Below are 17,602 nucleotides of genomic sequence, written 5' to 3'. Positions count from 1 at the left end.
GCGGCCGTCGGTGCCTCGCGCGCCGCCGTCGACGCCGGCTGGTACCCGCACAGCAACCAGGTCGGCCAGACCGGCAAGCAGGTCTCCCCGCAGCTCTACATCGCGGCGGGCATCTCGGGCGCGATCCAGCACCGGGCCGGCATGCAGACCTCGAAGACCATCGTGGCCGTCAACAAGGACCCGGAGGCCCCGATCTTCGAGCTGGTCGACTACGGCGTGGTCGGCGACCTCTTCGCAGTGCTGCCGCAGCTCACCGGCGAGGTCCAGGCCCGCAAGGGCTGACCGCACGGCGTCGGACCGACACGGCGCGAGGGCGCGCCCGGGAACCGTCCCGGGCGCGCCCTCGCGCTTTCGCGCGGGCGGATCCCCCGCTGCCGCGGTCCGTCCCCGCGGGCTCTGCGGGTGCCCGCCGCCGGGCCCGTAGAGTCGGACGCCGGACCGGCGGCGACAGGGCCGGCGGGGACAGAGCGCCACACCGCGACCAAGGGCGAGGGCAGACGCATGACACTCTTGACGGCACTTCAGGGCGACTTCGGCGACTCCGGCGACGCGCTCCGGATCGACGGGCGGGAGCTCTCCCGCGAGCAGCTGCTGGGAGCGGCGACCGCGGTGGCCGACCGGGTGGCCGGCGCCCCCGCGCTGGCGGTGCTCGCCCGGCCCACCGCCGAGACCGTCGTCGCGGTGGTCGGCGGGCTGCTGGCCGGCGTGCCCGTGGTGCCGCTGCCGCCCGACTCCGGGCCCAAGGAGCGCGCGCACATCCTGCGGGACTCGGGCGCCGTCCTGCTCGCGCACGCCGCCGGGGACACGGTGCCGGAGACCGGGGGAGTGTCGGCGCTGCCCGTCGACCCGGCCGAGCGCTCCGCCACCGGTCACGCCGAGCCCGCGCCGGATGCCACCGCGTTCGTGCTCTACACCTCGGGGACCACCGGCGCCCCGAAGGGGGCGATGATCCGGCGCTCCGCCGTCGCGGCCGACCTGGACGCGCTGGCCGAGGCCTGGCGCTGGACCGCCGACGACACACTGGCCCACGGTCTGCCGCTCTTCCACGTGCACGGCCTGGTCCTCGGCGTGCTCGGCGCCCTGCGCGCCGGCAGCCGGCTGGTGCACACCGGGCGGCCCACGCCGGCGGGCTACGCGGCCGCCGGTGCCAGCCTGTACTTCGGCGTGCCCACGGTCTGGTCCCGGCTGGCCGCCGACCCGGAGGCGGCCGGGCAGCTCGCCTCGGCCCGGCTGCTGGTCTCCGGCAGCGCGCCGCTGCCGGTGCCGGTCTTCGAGAAGCTCGCCGCGCTGACCGGGCACGCCCCGATCGAGCGCTACGGCATGACCGAGTCGCTGATCACCCTCTCCACCCGGGCGGACGGCGAGCGCCGCCCCGGCAGTGTCGGGCTGCCCCTGACCGGCGTGCGGACCAGGCTGGTCGGCGAGGAGGGCGAGCCCGTCCCGCACGACGGCGAGAGCGTGGGCGAGCTGCAGGTCGCCGGGCCGACGCTGTTCACCGGGTACCTCAACCGGCCGGACGCCAACGGGGAGGCGTGGACGGCGGACGGCTGGTTCCGCACCGGGGACGTCGCCGTGATCGGCGAGGACGGCTTCCACCGGATCGTCGGCCGTGCCTCGGTGGACCTCATCAAGAGCGGCGGCTACCGGATCGGCGCCGGCGAGGTCGAGGCGGCGCTGCGCGACCACCCGGCGGTCGCGGACGCCGCGGTGGTCGGCGCGCCCGACGAGGACCTCGGCCAGGCGGTGGTCGCCTACGTCATCCCGGACGGCACGGTGACGGGGGACCAGCTGACGGCCTTCGTGGCGGAGCGGCTCTCGGTCCACAAGCGGCCGCGGCGGGTGGTGCTGGTGTCCGAACTGCCCAGGAACGCCATGGGAAAGGTGCTCAAGAAGCAGCTGCTGGCGGAGTCGGCACTCGGGTGACGGGAGGTCACCCGGTGACGGTCGTTCATCTCTTCGACCGTCACCCCGGCGGTCCTCCTCACCTTCCGTGAACCCTTCCTTTGGCGCACTCCACTGCGCGCTGTGAGCGGCCGCGTGCCTAACGTGACACGCAGGCAGAACTGAATCCCAGGGTGACGAGCCGCGGCCTCCGGTCGCAGGACCGGAAGCCGCGGCTCGTCACCGGGAACCCCTCTGCCCTCCCCGTTCAGTGTTCAGCCGGGGTTCAGCAGCGTCAGCGGTGCTGGGCAGTGCTGAGCCGCGTTCAGCAAAGGAAGACAGCAGGATGACGACCGTCAACACCGGCGCACCGGGTGCAGCCGACGACCCGACCGGGCAGACCGCCGCCACCACCGACGGGCCGGCGCGTGCCGCCCGGCCCTCCCGGGCGGCACGGGTCCGTCGGGGGATAGGCATGGTGGCGGTGATCGCGGCCGGTGCCGGCGTGATCGGCCTCGGTACCGGGGTCAGCAGCGCGGCCGCCGAGCCGGCGCCGGCCCACGCGGGCTGGGACGGTTCGCGGTACTGGTTCAAGAACAGCCAGGGTCAGTGGCGCTGGACCAGCCACTACGACATCTACCGGGCCCGGACCGGGAGCGGTGCCAAGGCCGCGGCCCCGGCGGCCTCCTCCTCGTCCGGGGGGATCACGCAGGGCTGGGACGGTTCGCGGTACTGGTTCAGGAACAGCCAGGGCCAGTGGCGCTGGACCACCCACTACGACGTCTACCTGGACCGGACGGGTGGCGGCTCCGCCGCCGGTTCGTCCTCCTCCTCGGGCTCGGCCGGGTCGTCCGCCGGCTCCGGCTCGGTGGCCGCCGACGGGGACGTCGAGACGGCGGTGCAGTTCGCTCTCGCCCAGCTCGGCAAGCCGTTCCGGACGGCCGGCAACGGGCCGGACGGGTACGACTGCTCGGGCCTGGTGCAGCAGGCGTTCAAGCGCGGCGGCATCGCGCTGCCGCGGGTGGCCAACGACCAGTACGAGGCGACCACGCCGGTCAGCGCCAGCCAGCTGCGCCGCGGTGACCTGCTCTTCTGGTCGGACGACGGCAGCGCCCGGGGCATCCACCACGTGGCGATCTACCTGGGCAACAACCAGTACGTGGAGGCCGCCCGGCCCGGCACCAACATCCGGATCTCGGGGCTCAGCAGCGGCTACTACCCGACGCAGATGGGCCGCCCCTGAGGAGCGTGCCCGCCGGGTGACGCCCGGCCGGTCGAGCGGCTGTCCGTACGCCGCCCGACCGGCCGGGCGTCCGGGTGTCTCGGCGCTTCCGCGCCTCCGCGCTTCAGGGATTCGGCACTCTGTCGCCGGGTCGGGCCGTCAGGGGTGCCGGGTGGGGTGCCGGGTGGGGCGCGGGGGATGGGGAGCGTGGGGCGGGTGGGGGCGCGAGAGGTGTTCAAGGGGGCGCGCGTAAGGTAGGTGGCCGCCGGTGATCAGGGGCGTGCGGGCCGGCGGTCGGGCAGGCGCGCGTACCGTGGTGCGGACCGCCTGGCCTGGGCACATGCCCCTGTCACACGGCGTGGCCGGGTTCGGCCGCCGGGCCCGGTCCGCAGGTATGGGGACCGGCGCGGCGGGGGTACCACCTCGGGTGGCGCTGGTACGGCTGACGGGGGCGCCGCCCGGTGCGAACGGCATCGGGGGAAGTCGAGGGGCAGGGGACGTTGTGATCGTCTGGGTCAATGGCACATTCGGGGCGGGCAAGACGACTGCCTGCCGTGAGTTGGTGGAGCTGCTGCCGGGGAGCACGCTGTTCGATCCCGAGCTCGTCGGGTTCGGGCTGCGCGACCTCCTGCCCGCGGACCGGCTGGCCGCCGTGTCCGACTTCCAGGACCTCCCGGCCTGGCGCCGGCTCGTCCCCGAGACGGCCGCCGCGCTGCTCGGCGAGGTGCCGGGGCCGCTGGTGGTCCCGATGACGCTGCTCCGGGAGGACTACCGCGACGAGATCTTCGGCTCGCTCGCCTCGAACGGCATCACGGTGCACCACCTGGTCCTGGACCCTGAAGAAACGATCCTGCGTGCGCGTATCGCCCAGCGGGACGAGTGCCCCGGCGATCCGGAGCGCAGCGAGCGCGTCCGGCAGTGGTGCCTGGAGCACCTCCCGCGGTACCGGGCCGCCCGCCGCTGGCTCATCGAGGACGCCCGGATGGTCGACAACGGCGAGCTGACACCGCGCGAGACCGCCGCCCGGCTCGCCCAGCTCGTCCGTGACGGCTCGGCCCGCTGCCCGATCGTCCAGACCCCGGACCCGACCGGGGACACGGTGGCCTCCGCCGTGCTGTTCTTCGACGAGCAGGACCGGGTCCTGCTCGTCGACCCGGTCTACAAGCCGGACTGGGAGTTCCCCGGCGGGGTCGTCGAGCGCGGCGAGGCGCCGACCGACGCCGCCCTCCGGGAGACCGCCGAGGAGCTGGGGCTACGGCTCGACCCGGGCACGCTGCGGTTGCTCGCCGTCGACTGGGAGCCGCGCACCGGCCCGCGCCGCGGCGGCCTGCGACTGGTCTACGACGGCGGCCTGCTGGACGCCGTCGCCCGGCAGAACCTGCTGCTCCAGCAGGAGGAGCTGCGCGGCTGGCGCTTCGTCAGCCTGGACGAGGCCGCCGGTCTGCTGCCCCCGGGCCGGTACCGGCGGCTGGCGGCCGCGCTGGACGCCCGCCGCAGCGGCGAGTTGCGCTACCTGGAGGCCGGCCGCCGGGCCGGTCTCGGCCTGGCCAGGGCGGCGGACGCGGCGTAGCGCCCGTCGTGGTGCCCGCGGCCGCGAGCCGGCGGGGCCGCCCCCGGTGCGGTTCGGGTGTGCCGGGCGGGGTGGGGGCGGGAGGATGGGGCCATGCCGTTCACACTGAGCCATCCGGCCGCCGTCCTGCCCCTGCTGCGCGCGGCGGGGGCGCGCGGCCCGCTGGTGGCCTCGGCGCTGGTCGCCGGGTCGATGGCGCCCGATGTGCCGTTCTTCCTGGAGTCGTTGCTGCCCGGCGTCTACGGGCAGGGCGGGACGACCCACCGCTGGTGGGCGGTGCCCACCGTGGACGTGGCGATCGCGGGCGTCCTGGTGGCCGGGTGGCACGGGCTGCTGCGCGCCCCGCTGCTCGCCCTGCTGCCCGAGCGGTGGGCCGGCGCGGCCGAGGCGCTGACGGTCCGGCGGGGCGGCGGCGCGAGTGCGGCCTGGTTCGCCGGCTCGGCGGCGCTGGGCGCGGCCACCCACGTCGGCTGGGACGCCTTCACCCACGAGGGCCGGCTGGGCGTCCGCCTGCTGCCGGTGCTGGACCGGACGGTCGCCGGGCTGCCGCTGTACACCGTGCTGCAGTACGGCAGTTCGGCGCTGGCACTGGCGGCGCTGGCCGGGCACCTGGCGCGGGCGGCCCGCGCGGTGGAGCCGGTCCGGCCCGCCCCGGCGCTCCCCGCGGGGGCCCGGCGGGCCGCCGTGGCGGTGCTCGGCGCGGCCACGGCGGCCGGGGTGGTGCACCGGCTCGTCCCGCTGCGGCGGAACCCGATCCCGGAGTTCTGCTTCGGGGCCGGCGCCGGCCTCGCGGCCGGAGCGGTCGGGTACGCGCTGGTGCACGCGGTCGCGGGGCGGCTGGCGGGCCGGCGGCGGGCGGCCGGGCGGCTGCCGGTGTGACGGCCGCCCGGCGCACCGGGGCGCCGTCGCACCGGCCGGGCGGGGCCGGGGCTCAGACGGAGCGCAGCTCGGCGTACCGGCGCAGGAAGAGCGCCTCGGTCAGCGCCATCCGCTCCAGCTCCCGCGGGTCGACGCTCTCGTTGACCGCGTGGATCTGGGTGGTCGGCTCCTCGACGCCGATCAGCACGATCTCGGCCTGCGGGTAGAGCGACTGCAGGGTGTTGCAGAGCGGGATCGAGCCGCCCTCGCCGGAGGCGACCATCGGCGTGCCGAAGGCCTCGGCCATCGCCGCGCCCATCGCCTCGTAGGCCGGGCCGGAGGTGTCGGCGGCGAACGGCTCACCGGCGCCCTGCCGTTCGATCCGCAGCCGGGCACCGGCCGGTGCCTGCGCCTCCAGGTGGGCGATCAGCGCGTCCTGGGCGGCGAGGGCGTCGCCGCCCGGCGGCACCCGCAGGCTGACCAGCGCCTTGGCGGCGGCCTGGACGGAGGAGGTGGCGCCGATCACCGGCGGGGCGTCGATGCCGTGGACGGTGACGGCCGGGCGGGCCCAGAGCCGGTCCGCGACGGTGCCGGTGCCGGTCAGCGCCACGCCGTCCAGCACCTTGGCGTCGGCGCGGAACTGCTCCTCGGGGTACTGCACCCCGGGCCAGGTCTGGTCGCTGGCCAGGCCGGCCACCGCGACGTCGCCGTGCTCGTCGTGCAGCGAGGCCAGCATCCGGACCAGGCCCTGCAGGGCGTCCGGGGCGGCGCCGCCGAAGGCCCCCGAGTGCAGGTTTCCGGCCAGGGTGGTGAGCGACACCTCGACCATCGTCATACCGCGAAGGGTGGCCGTGACGGTCGGCAGGCCGGCGGTGAAGTTGCCGGTGTCGCCGATGACGATGGCGTCGGCCGCGAGCAGCTCGGGGTGCGCCTGGGCGTACTGCTCCAGGCCGCCGGTGCCCTGCTCCTCCGAACCCTCGACGATGATCTTCAGCCCGACCGGGTAGCCGCCGTCAACGCGGCGCAGTGCCCGCAGGGCCGTCAGGTGCATCAGGATGTTGCCCTTGCAGTCGGCCGCGCCGCGCCCGTACCAGCGGCCGTCCCGCTCGGTCAGTTCGAAGGCCGGGCTGAGCCAGGCGTCCTCGTCGAGCGGGGGCTGCACGTCGTAGTGGGAGTAGAGCAACACGGTCGGCGCGCCCTCGGGGCCGGGCAGCTCGGCGTAGACGGCCTGGGTGCCGTCGGGGGTGTCCAGCAGCTGCACCTTCGTCAGGCCCTCGGCGGCGAAGGCGTCCGCGACCCAGCGGGCGGCGCCGCGGCACTCCTCGACCGGGAACTGGCGGGGGTCGGCCACCGAGCGGAACGCGACCAGTTCGGCGAGGTCGGTGCGGGCACGGTCCATCAGGGACCGGACGGCGTCGGCCAGGGGCTGCTGCGGCATCGGGGGCTCCGGTGGTGGTGGTCCGGCCCGGAGGGTGTTCCGGGCGGACGGTGCTGACAGGGGGATATGTCGATCATAGGCGGATCGAACGGGCGGGCCGGAGGGCCGTCCGGGCGTTCGGGGCGGCGCGACGGACGGTGGCTCCGGAGGACGCATAGGATTGCTCGACGTGACTGACTCCGGAAGCTCCGATTCCCGTAGCCCGCTCGACGCCGAGGCGCCCGGACAGCCGTCCGAGCCGCAGCCCGCCCCGCCGCGGGACGGGCCCGATCCGCTGGACGGCGTCTGGGACGTCGTCGTGGTCGGCGCCGGACCGGCCGGGGCCTCGGCCGCGCAGGCCGCCGCCGCCCAGGGCCGCCGCGTCCTGCTGCTCGACAAGGCCGAGCACCCCCGGTACAAGACCTGCGGCGGGGGCATCATCGGCCCCTCCCGGGACAGCCTGCCGCCGGGCTTCCGGCTGCCGCTGCAGGACCGGGTGCACGCCGTCACCTTCGCGTACGGCGGCCGGTTCACCCGGACGCGGCGCTCGAAGCGGATGCTGTTCGGGCTGGTCAACCGGGACGAGTTCGACCTGCGCCTGGTCCAGGCGGCCAAGCAGGCGGGGGCGGTGCTGGTCACCGGAGTGACCGTCACCGGCGTCGAGCAGCGCGGCGGCGAGCACCGCACGGCCGTGGTCACCGCCGCCGACGGGCGCACGTTCGAAGCGCGGGCGGTGGTCGGCGCGGACGGCAGCGCCAGCCGGATCGGGCGGCACGTCGGCGTCTCCTTCGACCAGATCGACCTCGGGCTGGAGGCGGAGATCCCCGTCCCGGCGGAGGTCGTGGCGGACTGGGCCGGCCGGATCCACCTCGACTGGGGTCCGCTGCCGGGCAGTTACGGCTGGGTGTTCCCGAAGACCGAGTCGAACAGCCTGACCGTCGGCGTCATCTCGGCGCGCGGCGACGGCGAGCGGACCAAGCAGTACCTGGCCGACTACATCCGCCGGCTCGGGCTGGCCGGGTTCCCGCCGAGCGTGGAGTCCGGGCACCTGACCCGCTGCCGGGCCGAGGACTCGCCGCTCTCGCGCGGCCGGGTGCTGGTCGCCGGGGACGCGGCCGGTCTGCTGGAGCCGTGGACCCGCGAGGGCATCTCGTACGCGCTGCGCTCGGGCCGGCTGGCCGGGGAGTGGGCGGTCAAGGTGGCCGAGGCGGGCACCGCGGCCGAGGTCCGCCGGGAGGCGCTGAACTACGCGTTCGCGATCAAGGCCGGGCTGGGCGTGGAGATGCGGGCCGGCAAGCTGATGCTGGCCGCCTTCGAGCGCCGTCCGTACCTGTTCCACGCGGCGGTCTGCCTGGTCGCCCCGGCCTGGCGGGCGTTCGCCCGGACCACCCAGGGCCACACCACCTTCGCCCAGGTGCTGCGCCAGTACCGGGCGGCCCGCAAGCTGACCTCGCTCGCCTCGCGGTAGCGGGCGGGGCTCCCGCGGGCCGGCGTCGGCCGGTCCGCGGGAGCCTCTTCGTGCGGTTCGTTCCGAGGGCGGCGCCGGCCCGGGGACCGGCGCCGCCCGGGCTCACTTCAGCCCGGTGTCGAGCGCCGTCATGAGGGCGCCGTTCGGGGTGTCGCCGGTCATCTCCCAGATCATCGCGCCGAGCAGGTTCTTCGACTTCAGGTAAGTCGTCTTCTGGCCGATCGACCAGGCGTCGTCGAAGGTCCACCACTGCCCGCCCGCACCCGTGTACCCGTACGTGGCGATCGACTGGGTGTCGTGGTGGACGGTGAGGTTGGGGAAGGTGGTGATCAGGTTGTTGTACCCGCGGGTGCCGGCCTCCTCGGCGAACTGGCCGGGCGCCGCGCCGGTCGCGCTCTGCCACTCGCCCGCCGCGCCGCCGTCCGCCACGCCCTGCCAGCCGCGTCCGTAGAACGGGAAGCCGATGGTGAGCTTGCGCGGGTTGACCCCGGCGGAGAGGTAGGCCTGGACGGCCGCGTCCACGCTGAAGTGGAACGGGTACGGGTCCTGGCCGTCGGCGTACAGGTTGGCCTGGTGCCCGGCCCGGTTCGGCTCCCAGGAGTTGTCGCTGCCGGCGCCGTGGAAGTCGTAGCCCTGGACGTTGGCGATGTCCAGGTAGGTGAAGATCTTCGAGAGGTCCCAGCCCTGGCCGATCTTGACCGGGTCGGCCGGGGTGAAGGCGGTCAGCAGCTTGTGGGAGCCGCCGAGCGCGTCGAGCTGCTTGCGGAACTCGGCCAGCAGCAGGGTCAGGTTGGCCTTGTCGGCCGTGCTGTAGTGGTTGCCGGCGTGGCCGTCGGCGGAGCCGGGCCACTCCCAGTCGAGGTCGATGCCGTCGAAGATCCCGGCCGCCACGCCGTCACCGCCGGCGCCGTTGTAGAGCGGCAGGTTGCCTTTGATCCAGGTGTCGACGCAGGACTTCACGAACTTCTGCCGGGAGGCCTCGGTGGCGGCCGCGTCCGAGAAGTACTTGGAGTACGTCCAGCCGCCGAGCGAGACGACCACCTTGAGGTTGGGGTACTTGGCCTTGAGCTTCTTCAACTGGTTGAAGTTGCCGCGCAGTTTGCCCCAGCCGTCGTCGGCCACGCCGTCCACGGACTGCGCCGCGCTCATCGGGCGGGCGTAGTCGGCGTCGGCGTCGCCCGCGCCGGTGCCCTGGTCCGGGTCCTGCGGGTCGGCCGTGGTGCCCTTGGTGACGCCGGCCAGGCAGGTGAGGTTGACCGGATCGATGTTCTCGAAGGCGTAGTTGATGACGTCGAGCTTGGCCGCGCTGCCCGAGGTGTCGAGGTTCTTCACGAAGTACTGGCGGCCGTAGATGCCCCACTGGGTGAAGTAGCCGACCCGGGCGTACTTCCCGGCCCCGACCAGGTCGGAGGTGGTGACGGCGAGCGCCGCGGAGGCGGGGGAGGCGTTGTCGGCGCCGTCGCGGGCCTTCACGGTGAAGGTGTAGGCCGTCGACGGGGAGAGGCCGCTGACGGTGGCGGTCAGGGTGCTGCCGGTCACCGTCCTGACCAGCGCGGGGCCCTGGTAGACGTCGTAGGCGGCCACCCGCTGGTTGTCGGTGGCGGCGTTCCAGGCCAGCGTCACGTCGGTGGAGGTCACCGCGGTGGCACGCAGGCCGGTGGGCGCCGTCGGCGGGACGGGGTCGGTGGCCGGGTCGAAGGTGGCGGCCGTGACGGACGCGCTCGACGGGCCGGTGTTGCCCCGGGTGTCCTTGGCGCGCACCGCCAGGGTGTACGAGGTGGCGGGGGTGAGCCCGGTGACCACGGTGTCGGTGGTCGCGGCGGCGGCCAGTACGGTGCTGCCGCTCAGGACCTCGTAGGAGGCGACCGGGAAGTCACCGCCGGTGGCGGCCGGCCACTTCAGTGCCAGGCTGTGCGCGGTCGACTCGGTGACCACCGGGGCGCCAGGGGCGGACGGCAGGACGTCCGAACTCCCGTCGCACTTGTCGCCGTTGATCCGGCAGCCGGTCGGCGTGCCGATCGGGCCGTTGGCCACGAACCAGAAGCTGTACGGCTCGGTGGTGCCGTGCGCCGGGACGCTCGCGTTGTAGAAGGCGTTGGTGGCCGTGACGTGCCGGCCGGTGGTGGTCGCGGTGCCGTTGTAGCTGTTCTGGACGCTCACGCCGGCCGGGAGGTCGAACTCCAGCGTCCAGCCGGAGACGGCGGCGGCGTTGTCGTTGCGGACGATGTAGGTGCCCTTCCACCAGGAGCCGTTGTCGGCGGTGGTGAAGGTGGCGGTCAGTTTTCCGGCCGCGTGCGCCGGGGCGGCCAGCGCGGTGAGCGCGGCCAGTGGCAGGAGCAGGGCGGAGAGCAGCGCCAGCAGTCTGCTGCGCGCTCGCGGGCGTCGGGCCCGGGATCGAGCGGACATGGTTCTCCCTGTGACTGTGGGGGGTTGAACAGGGCGACGTAGAACCGTACGGGTGGTGCCGCGGCCGTGGTGCGTGGCCGACCGGTGCCCGCGCCGTGGGGAGACGGGGGCATGGGCACTGTAGGAGGACTGGACCAATGCGTCAACAGGTCTGTACCAATTGGGAGTTGGTGCGGGCACGCTAGCCCCGGCGCGGGTGCCCGGTCAGCTCGTCGCCGAGCGGGCTGCGGCCGTAGAGCACCGAACGGCCGTGCCGGGCCCGGGTGACCAGGCCGGTCCGGTGCAGGACCGCCAGGTGCTGGCTGACGGCGCCCGGTGTGACGCCCAGGCGGTAGGCCAGCTCGGTGGTGGAGGCCGGCTCGGCGAGCAGCGCCAGCAGCCGGGCCTTGGGCGCGCCGAGCAGCAGCTCCAGCGCGCGCGGGGTGACCGGGGCGGTCGGCGCGGCCATCCCCGCCCGGCCGCGGGCCGGGTAACTGATCTGCGGCGGACGGTCATTGCTGATCATCGTGATCGCGCCGCGGGCGAAGAAGGTCGGGACCAGCACCAGCCCGCGGCCGTCCACGGTGATCTCGCCGTCCCAGTCCGTCCAGCGGCGGTTGATCGAGAGCAGGCCGTCCGCCCAGTGCAGCCGGTGGTCCAGGTCGGCGAAGAGCGCCGCGGCGCCCTGCTGGGACAGCACCCGCGCCCGGTAGACGAGGTCCGCCTCCAGAACGGCGCGGGCCCGCGGCCACCAGGCGGGGGCCAGGCAGCGCTCCCAGTACTCCTCCAGCGCGTCGGCGATCCGGGCCAGCAGCCGGACCGGATCGGCGAGCCCGGCCGCCAGCGGGGCGGGCAACGGCCGGCCGTGCGGCAGGAAGGTCTGCTCCAGTTCGGCGCGCAGCTGCTCGGGCGGCAGCGCCCGGACCACGGCCAGCTCGGCCCGGAAGTCCGGCGCGGGGACGGACGGGCGGGGCGTCAGGAAGTCGGGGATCCACCGGTTGGCGGCGACCAGGGAGAGCAGCAGCCCGGAGTCCAGCCGTTCGAAGCTCGGGCGCAGCCGCTCGAAGGCGGCGGACTGCAGCGGGTAGACGCCGGGGTGGGTCCACATCCGCAGGCTGAGCGCGGCCTCCTGGATCGGCGAGCAGGCGAACCAGGTGGTGGCGAGATCGGCCAGATCCAGCCTGAACCGGTGCAACTCCGACCCCGTTCCTCCAGCTGCTTTGAGGCAGAGCCTAAATCATTACTGCGGACGCCGGGGACGCGGTGGGATCGGGGCATGAACACCTCACCGGCGTCGTCCGCCGCGCCTTCGCCCGTCGCCGGCCCGGCCGGTCCCCCGGATCCGCCACCGCCCTCGGCCGCGTCGGATTCCTCGGCCGCGGGTGGTACCTCGCAGCCGGGCCCGGTCGGCCGGCCCGCCGGGGGCTCGCGGCTGCTGCACCCCGACCCGATGGTGCGCCGGCTCGCCGGGATCACCCTCGTCAACACCGTCGGCAGCGGGCTCTCGCTCGCCGTCGGCGTGCTCTTCTTCACCCGCGTCCTCGGACTGAGCGCCGCCGAGCTCGGGATCGGCCTCACCGCCGCCGGCCTCTGCGGCGTCGCCGCCAGCGTGCCGGCCGGGCGCGCGGCCGACCGCTGGGGAGCGCGGCCGGTGCTGGTGGTCCTGATCACGGTGAACGCGCTGGGCACCGCCGGCTACGCCCTGGTGCACAGCTACCCGGCGTTCCTGGCGCTGGCCTGCGTGGTGAGCGCGGTCGACCGCGGCGCGGCCGCCGTGCGGAACGCGCTCTACGCCGAAGTGCTGCCCGCCGACCGCAGGGTCGCCGGCCGGGCCTATCTGCGGGTGGTCACCAACGTAGGCCTCTGTCTGGGGACGGCGCTCGGCGCCGTCGCACTCCAGGTGGACCGCCGGCCGGCCTATCTGACGGCGATCCTGGCCGACGCCCTCTCGTACCTGGTGGTCGCGGCGCTGTTCCACCGGCTGGCCGTCCCGGCCAGGGTCCGCCCGGCGGCCCGCCCGGTGGCGGGCGACGGACCGGGCGAGGCCGCCGGCCGGCGGCGCAACCCCGCCCTGCGGGACGGGCCGTTCCTGGTGGTGACCGTGCTGAACGCGCTGCTCTGCCTGCAGTTCGCGATGCTGGAGGTGGGTGTGCCGCTCTGGGTGGTCCAGCACACCGAGGCGCCCCGGATCACCGTGGCCGGCACCCTGATCGTCAACACCGTGCTGGTGATAGCCCTGCAGGTGCGGGCCACCCGGGGCACCGAGGACCCGGCGACGGCCGCCCGGCTCTGCGGCCGGGCCGGGCTGATCCTGGCGGCCTCCTGCCTGGTGCTCGCCCTCGCCCACGGGCTGCCCGCGGTGGTCGCCGCCGTGCTGGTGCTCGCCGGGGTGGCGCTCCAGGCGTTCGGCGAGGTGCTGAGCCAGGCCGGCGGATGGGCGCTCAGCTACGACCTGGCCGGGGAGCGCGACCACGGCGCCTACCAGGGCGTCTACAACGCCGGGTCGGCCGCCTCGCTGATGATCGGCCCCGCCGTCGTCAGCACCGCCGTGGTCGGGTGGGGCCTGTTCGGCTGGGTCGCCCTCGGCGTGCTGCTCGCCGGGGCGGGCCTCGCCATGGGGCCCGCCGTCCGGTGGGCCCGGGGCCGCGAAGGGGCCACCGCGGGGTAGGCCGGGTCGCCCGGCGCTCCGGCCCCCGGGGGCCGGACGGACAGCGGGTGGCCGGTCGGTCAGCGCTGCTCCGGGACCACGGCGAGCGCCTCCACCTCGATCAGCACCTCGGGCAGGAACAGCGCGGCGACCTGCACCGCCGAGCTCGCCGGGAGCGGGGTCGAGCCGAAGTACGCGTCCCGGGCCTCGCGTACGGCGGGCATGAACGCCATGTCGGTGACGAAGTAGGTCAGCTTGACGACGTCGGCGAAGCCGGCCCCGGCGGCGGCCAGGCAGCGGCCCAGGTTCTCGAACACCTGGCGCGCCTGCGCCTTCGGGTCGCCGGCCCCGACCAGGTGCCGCTGTTCGTCGAACGCGACCTGGCCGGAGACGGCCACCAGGCGGCCGGTGCCGGTGACGACCTGGGTGTAGCCGGTGCCGGGGGCGACCCCGGGCGGCTCGGCGATGTGGGTGAGGTGCGGGCGCTGGGAAGTCATGACCCCATCGTGGCCGACGGGTGATCAGATGCACCAGGGCCTTCGCCCGCCGCCGCTCAGCGGACCACCTCGGGCAGGGCCCGGTCGTACCGCCGGTCCGCCTCCGGGAGGTCGGCGGCCGGTCCGCCGGCCCGCAGCACCACCTCCAGCACCGCCGCCGGGTCGCAGGCGTAGCCGCCGCTCGCCCACGCCGGGTTGGCCTCCACCACCGCCCAGCGGCCGGAGTCCAGCGGGCCGACGTCGATCACCACGGCGCTCGGCAGCGCCCCGGCCGAGGCGGCCAGCACGTCCGTGGCGAAGGCCGTCACCTCGGCCCGGTACCGGTCCTCGGGCAGCGGGGCGGTGTCCAGGTCGCCGTCCACCGCGTAGCGCGAGGCGGTGAGCACCTCGCCGTCCAGGACGAACAGCCGGTACTCGCGGCGGAACCGGACCACCTCGCTGGCCAGCACGGGGGTGTCGTCGTCCAGCGCGTCCGGGCCGGGCAGGCCGGAGCCGTCCGGGTAGATCCGGGCGGGGAACAGCTTGTCGCCCGGCGGCTTCAGGAACATCGGGCGGCGCAGCAGGCGGGCCGCGGCCAGCGTGGTGAGGGTGACCGACCGGCCGGTCAGCTCCGCCGGCAGGCGGGCCGGCCAGTCGTCCGGCGGCTCCAGCAGCGCCAGGTCGAAGGCGGCGCCGACCGCGTCGCCGAACAGCGGGCCGCCGTAGAGGTGCACCGGCGAGCCGATCAGCTCCTCGGGCGCGCGCCAGGCCGTCGCGGTGTGCGCGCGCAGGCCGCGACGGCCGGCGGCGGTGCGCAGCTGCAGGCCGGTCTCGTTGATCCGGGGTGCGAGCAGGAGGACGGCGTCGGTGGTCATGGCCCGATGCTGCCGTGGCGGACGGCCGCCCGACCACCGGATTTCGGCACGAAGGGGTGACGGCGCTCGCGGCGGGTGGCTCTGGCCGAGCGGTGGGTGGGCGTGTCAGAGTCGACCGGGCGCCGTCCGAGCAGGGCGGCCGCCACGCAATCCGACCCACCCTCAGCCGGAAAGCAGGCCCGCACCGATGACCCGCGAAGTGCCCTTCGTCCGTGTCGCCACCACCGATGCCGTCACCACGCTGACCCTCGACTCGCCGCACAACCGCAACGCGCTCTCCACCCGGCTGATGGCCGAGCTGACCGCCGCCCTGGCCGCCGCCGCGGCCGACCCGGACGTCCGCGCGGTGGTGCTCGGCCACACCGGCAAGGTGTTCTGCGCGGGCGCGGACCTCTCCGAGGCGACCGGTACGGACCCGACGGTGGGCCCGCGCGGCCTGGTGGACCTCCAGCGGGCCATCGTGGACTGCGCGAAGCCGGTGATCGCGGTGATCGACGGACACGTCCGGGCGGGCGGCCTCGGGCTGGTCGGCGCGGCCGACCTCGCCCTGGCCGGCCCGGCCGCCACCTTCGCGTTCACCGAGGTCCGGCTCGGCCTGGCACCCGCCGTCATCTCGCTGCCGCTGCGCCCCAAGCTGGACCCGCGCGCCGCCTCCCGCTACTACCTGACCGGTGAGGTCTTCGACGCCGCCGAGGCCGCCCGGATCGGGCTGATCACCGAGGCGACGGACTCCGCGGAGTCCACCGGAACCGCGCTGAAGGGCCTGCTGGACGCCCTGCGGCTCGGGTCGCCGCAGGGCCTCGCGCAGTCCAAGCGGCTGGCCAACGCCGAGGTGGTGCGCTCCTTCGAACGGGACGCGGACGAGCTGGTCCAGCTCTCGGCGCGGCTGTTCGGCTCGGACGAGGCGCAGCAGGGCATGCGGGCGTTCCTGGAGAAGCGGCCCGCGCCCTGGGCGCGCTGAACCCCGGCCGGGGTCAGCTCCAGCGGACGACGGCCGTCTCCCGCCAGAGGTCCAGCAGCGCCCGGTCCCCGGTCAGCTCGACCCGCTCCGCGGGCAGCCGGTTCCAGAGCAGCAGGTAGAGGTCGCGGGCCGGGCCGCTGACCGTGAGGTCGGCCGGGCCCGCGGCCCCGGCCGCCCGGCGGGTGACGGTGAGCGGCCCCCGGCTGATGGTGAGCAGCCAGGAGCCGGGCCCGTCGGTCGGTATGCCGCCGGGCGCGGGGTCGGTGGGCCCGGCGCTCGGCGTGACATCGCCGGGCGCGGGGTCGGTGGGCCGGATCAGCACGGTGCGCGGCTGTTCGCTGCGCACCCGGGCGTGGCCGCGGGACATGAAGCCCGCCAGCAACTCGTCGATCCCGTCCAGGGCCAGGCCGGTGGCGACCCGGGGGCCGTCCGCCCCGGCGGCCGCGTCCGTGTCGAAGCGGTGCACCGCGGTCTCGTGCGCCTGACGGCGGGCCCAGAACGCCAGCGGGGTCGGCGCGGGCAGGAAGCTCCAGCACTCCAGGTCGGCCGGGGCCGCCGCGAGCGCCGCCACCAGGGCGGCGTGGCCGGTCCGGAACCAGTCGACCAGCGCCCCGTCCGAGGGCTCCGGTCCCCAGGCGGCGCGCTCGCCCTCGGCGTCCAGCGGCTCCCGGTGGCCGTCCCGCACGAGGGCGGTGGCCCAGCGGTGGACCTGGCCGGTGTGCAGGACGAGGTCGCGCAACTGCCAGTCTGGGCAGGTGGGGACGGGGGCGGCGAGGTCGGTGCGGGCGGCCGCGTCGGCCAGCAGGACGCCCTCGCGGCGCAGCGCGTCGATGTGCTCGATGATCTCCATGGTCGACGAGTGTCGCACCGCTCGCGGATTTCGGACACGGTACGGGCGCCCCTCCGGGACGGGTGTGATGTTGGCCGCCTCCTCGGTGACGGCGCCGGGGCGACCGGTAGCGTGGCGGCATGTCGATCACCAGTTCCCTGTTCTCCGCCGCCCGGGCGGGCAGCCGACGCGTCGCGGGCCGCCTCGTCCACCGGGGCTGGACGTGGGTTCAGCGGGCCGGTGCGGTGTCCAGCGAGAACCCCGGTCCGTACCGGTTCGGCGAACTGGGCGCGGGGACGAAGCTGACCTTCCCGCTCGGGGCGATCTTCAACGAGCGGTGGATCACGATCGGCCCGTTCTCGATCATCGGCGAGCGCGTCACCATCAGCGCGGGCTTCCTGCCCGGCCTCGACCTCGGGCCGCACCCGATCGTGCGGATCGGCGGCGGCTGCGTGATAGGCCGTGACAGCCACATCGTCGGCCACCAGTCGATCGTGCTCGGCGACGACGTCTGGACCGGCCCGGGCGTCTACATATCCGACCAGGCCCACGAGTACCGCGCGACCGATCTGCCGATCGGCAAGCAGTGGCCGCGCAACGAACCGGTCGAGATCGGCGGCGGCAGCTGGATCGGCACCGGCGCCGTGATCCTCCCCGGCGCCCGGCTCGGCCGCAACGTGGTGGTCGCGGCCGGCTCGGTGGTGCGCGGTGAGATCCCCGACCACAGCGTGGTGGCCGGAGCCCCCGCGAAGATCGTCCGGCGCTGGACCGCCGAGGAGGGCTGGCAGCCGCCGTTCCGTACCGACCCGCCCAGCCCCTTGCCGGACGGCATCACCGCCGACCAGCTGCGCGCGCTCGCCGGGTGGGACCTGCGGCTCCCCGGCGAGACGGGGGTGTGAGGCACGGCGGTCGGCGGGGCCGAAGGCGGGCGGCGTCGGCGGGAACGGCGGGCTGGGGGTCGAGGGCTGAGGGCTGTGGCGGCGGCGCCAGGCGGGTCCGGCCGTCAGGCGGGT

Annotated in this window: 15 protein-coding genes; 9 read left to right on the top strand and 6 right to left on the bottom strand. The window is 75.3% G+C overall.

The annotated features are described in order from the left end of the window. The 5 genes from ABZ497_RS25220 to ABZ497_RS25200 form a co-directional block, all read left to right on the top strand. Positions 1–282 (top strand): electron transfer flavoprotein subunit alpha/FixB family protein (locus tag ABZ497_RS25220; protein ID WP_359808449.1); only part of this gene is annotated, 282 nt, incomplete at its 5' end. A 219-nt stretch (positions 283–501) separates the two neighbouring features. After that, positions 502–1,923, top strand: coding sequence for an acyl-CoA synthetase (locus ABZ497_RS25215; protein ID WP_359808447.1), 1,422 nt, complete (start codon positions 502–504; stop codon positions 1,921–1,923). A gap of 304 nt (positions 1,924–2,227) precedes the next feature. After that, a complete protein-coding gene (locus ABZ497_RS25210; protein WP_359808445.1) occupies positions 2,228–3,124 on the top strand; it encodes a C40 family peptidase in 897 nt (298 codons plus the stop codon). Positions 3,125–3,605: 481 nt separating this feature from the next. Beyond that, positions 3,606–4,673: an NUDIX domain-containing protein gene (locus ABZ497_RS25205; protein ID WP_359808443.1), complete on the top strand. Its 1,068-nt coding sequence runs from the start codon at positions 3,606–3,608 to the stop codon at positions 4,671–4,673. Between the two features lie 93 nt (positions 4,674–4,766). Further along, a complete protein-coding gene (locus ABZ497_RS25200) occupies positions 4,767–5,552 on the top strand; it encodes a DUF4184 family protein (protein ID WP_359808441.1) in 786 nt (261 codons plus the stop codon). Positions 5,553–5,604: 52 nt separating this feature from the next. On the opposite strand, the gene ABZ497_RS25195 is transcribed toward ABZ497_RS25200, so the two are convergent. Beyond that, entirely contained in the window at positions 5,605–6,969 is a 1,365-nt protein-coding gene (locus ABZ497_RS25195) for a dipeptidase (RefSeq protein ID WP_359808439.1), read from the bottom strand. A gap of 274 nt (positions 6,970–7,243) precedes the next feature. On the opposite strand from ABZ497_RS25195, the gene ABZ497_RS25190 reads away from it, so the two are divergent. Further along, complete coding sequence (locus ABZ497_RS25190) at positions 7,244–8,416, top strand: geranylgeranyl reductase family protein (RefSeq protein ID WP_329492354.1); 1,173 nt, start codon at positions 7,244–7,246, stop codon at positions 8,414–8,416. A gap of 102 nt (positions 8,417–8,518) precedes the next feature. Here the strand turns inward: ABZ497_RS25190 and ABZ497_RS25185 are convergent, their stop codons facing one another. Next, entirely contained in the window at positions 8,519–10,822 is a 2,304-nt protein-coding gene (locus ABZ497_RS25185) for a glycosyl hydrolase family 18 protein (RefSeq protein WP_359808438.1), read from the bottom strand. A 181-nt stretch (positions 10,823–11,003) separates the two neighbouring features. Beyond that, positions 11,004–11,996, bottom strand: a complete 993-nt coding sequence (locus ABZ497_RS25180; protein WP_359808437.1) for an ArsR family transcriptional regulator — start codon at positions 11,994–11,996, stop codon at positions 11,004–11,006. A gap of 81 nt (positions 11,997–12,077) precedes the next feature. On the opposite strand from ABZ497_RS25180, the gene ABZ497_RS25175 reads away from it, so the two are divergent. After that, complete coding sequence (locus tag ABZ497_RS25175; protein ID WP_359808436.1) at positions 12,078–13,469, top strand: MFS transporter; 1,392 nt, start codon at positions 12,078–12,080, stop codon at positions 13,467–13,469. A gap of 59 nt (positions 13,470–13,528) precedes the next feature. Here the strand turns inward: ABZ497_RS25175 and ABZ497_RS25170 are convergent, their stop codons facing one another. Both ABZ497_RS25170 and ABZ497_RS25165 read right to left on the bottom strand, forming a co-directional pair. Next, positions 13,529–13,945 (bottom strand): RidA family protein, encoded by a 417-nt coding sequence (locus ABZ497_RS25170; RefSeq protein WP_359808435.1) that lies wholly within the window; start codon positions 13,943–13,945, stop codon positions 13,529–13,531. A gap of 56 nt (positions 13,946–14,001) precedes the next feature. Beyond that, positions 14,002–14,799 carry an ATP-grasp domain-containing protein gene (locus ABZ497_RS25165; protein WP_359808433.1) on the bottom strand — a complete coding sequence of 266 codons (798 nt, stop codon included), beginning with the start codon at positions 14,797–14,799 and terminating at the stop codon, positions 14,002–14,004. 187 nt (positions 14,800–14,986) lie between these two features. Here ABZ497_RS25165 and ABZ497_RS25160 point away from each other — a divergent pair, with 187 nt between their 5' ends. Next, on the top strand, positions 14,987–15,760 hold the full coding sequence (locus ABZ497_RS25160) for an enoyl-CoA hydratase family protein (protein WP_329490798.1): 774 nt from the start codon (positions 14,987–14,989) through the stop codon (positions 15,758–15,760). A gap of 13 nt (positions 15,761–15,773) precedes the next feature. Here ABZ497_RS25160 and ABZ497_RS25155 read toward each other — a convergent pair whose 3' ends face one another. After that, the gene (locus ABZ497_RS25155; RefSeq protein WP_359808431.1) at positions 15,774–16,610 is read right to left on the bottom strand and encodes a maleylpyruvate isomerase family mycothiol-dependent enzyme; all 837 of its coding nucleotides are present in this window, start codon (positions 16,608–16,610) and stop codon (positions 15,774–15,776) included. A 119-nt stretch (positions 16,611–16,729) separates the two neighbouring features. Between ABZ497_RS25155 and ABZ497_RS25150 the strand changes: the two genes are divergently transcribed. Further along, complete coding sequence (locus ABZ497_RS25150; protein ID WP_359808429.1) at positions 16,730–17,488, top strand: DapH/DapD/GlmU-related protein; 759 nt, start codon at positions 16,730–16,732, stop codon at positions 17,486–17,488. Positions 17,489–17,602: the final 114 nt, after the last annotated feature.

Source organism: Kitasatospora sp. NPDC005751 (assembly GCF_040630835.1).
Classification (GTDB): Bacteria; Actinomycetota; Actinomycetes; order Streptomycetales; family Streptomycetaceae; genus Kitasatospora.
Note: the sequence above shows the minus strand (reverse complement) of the source record. Positions and strands in the feature narration are given on the sequence as shown.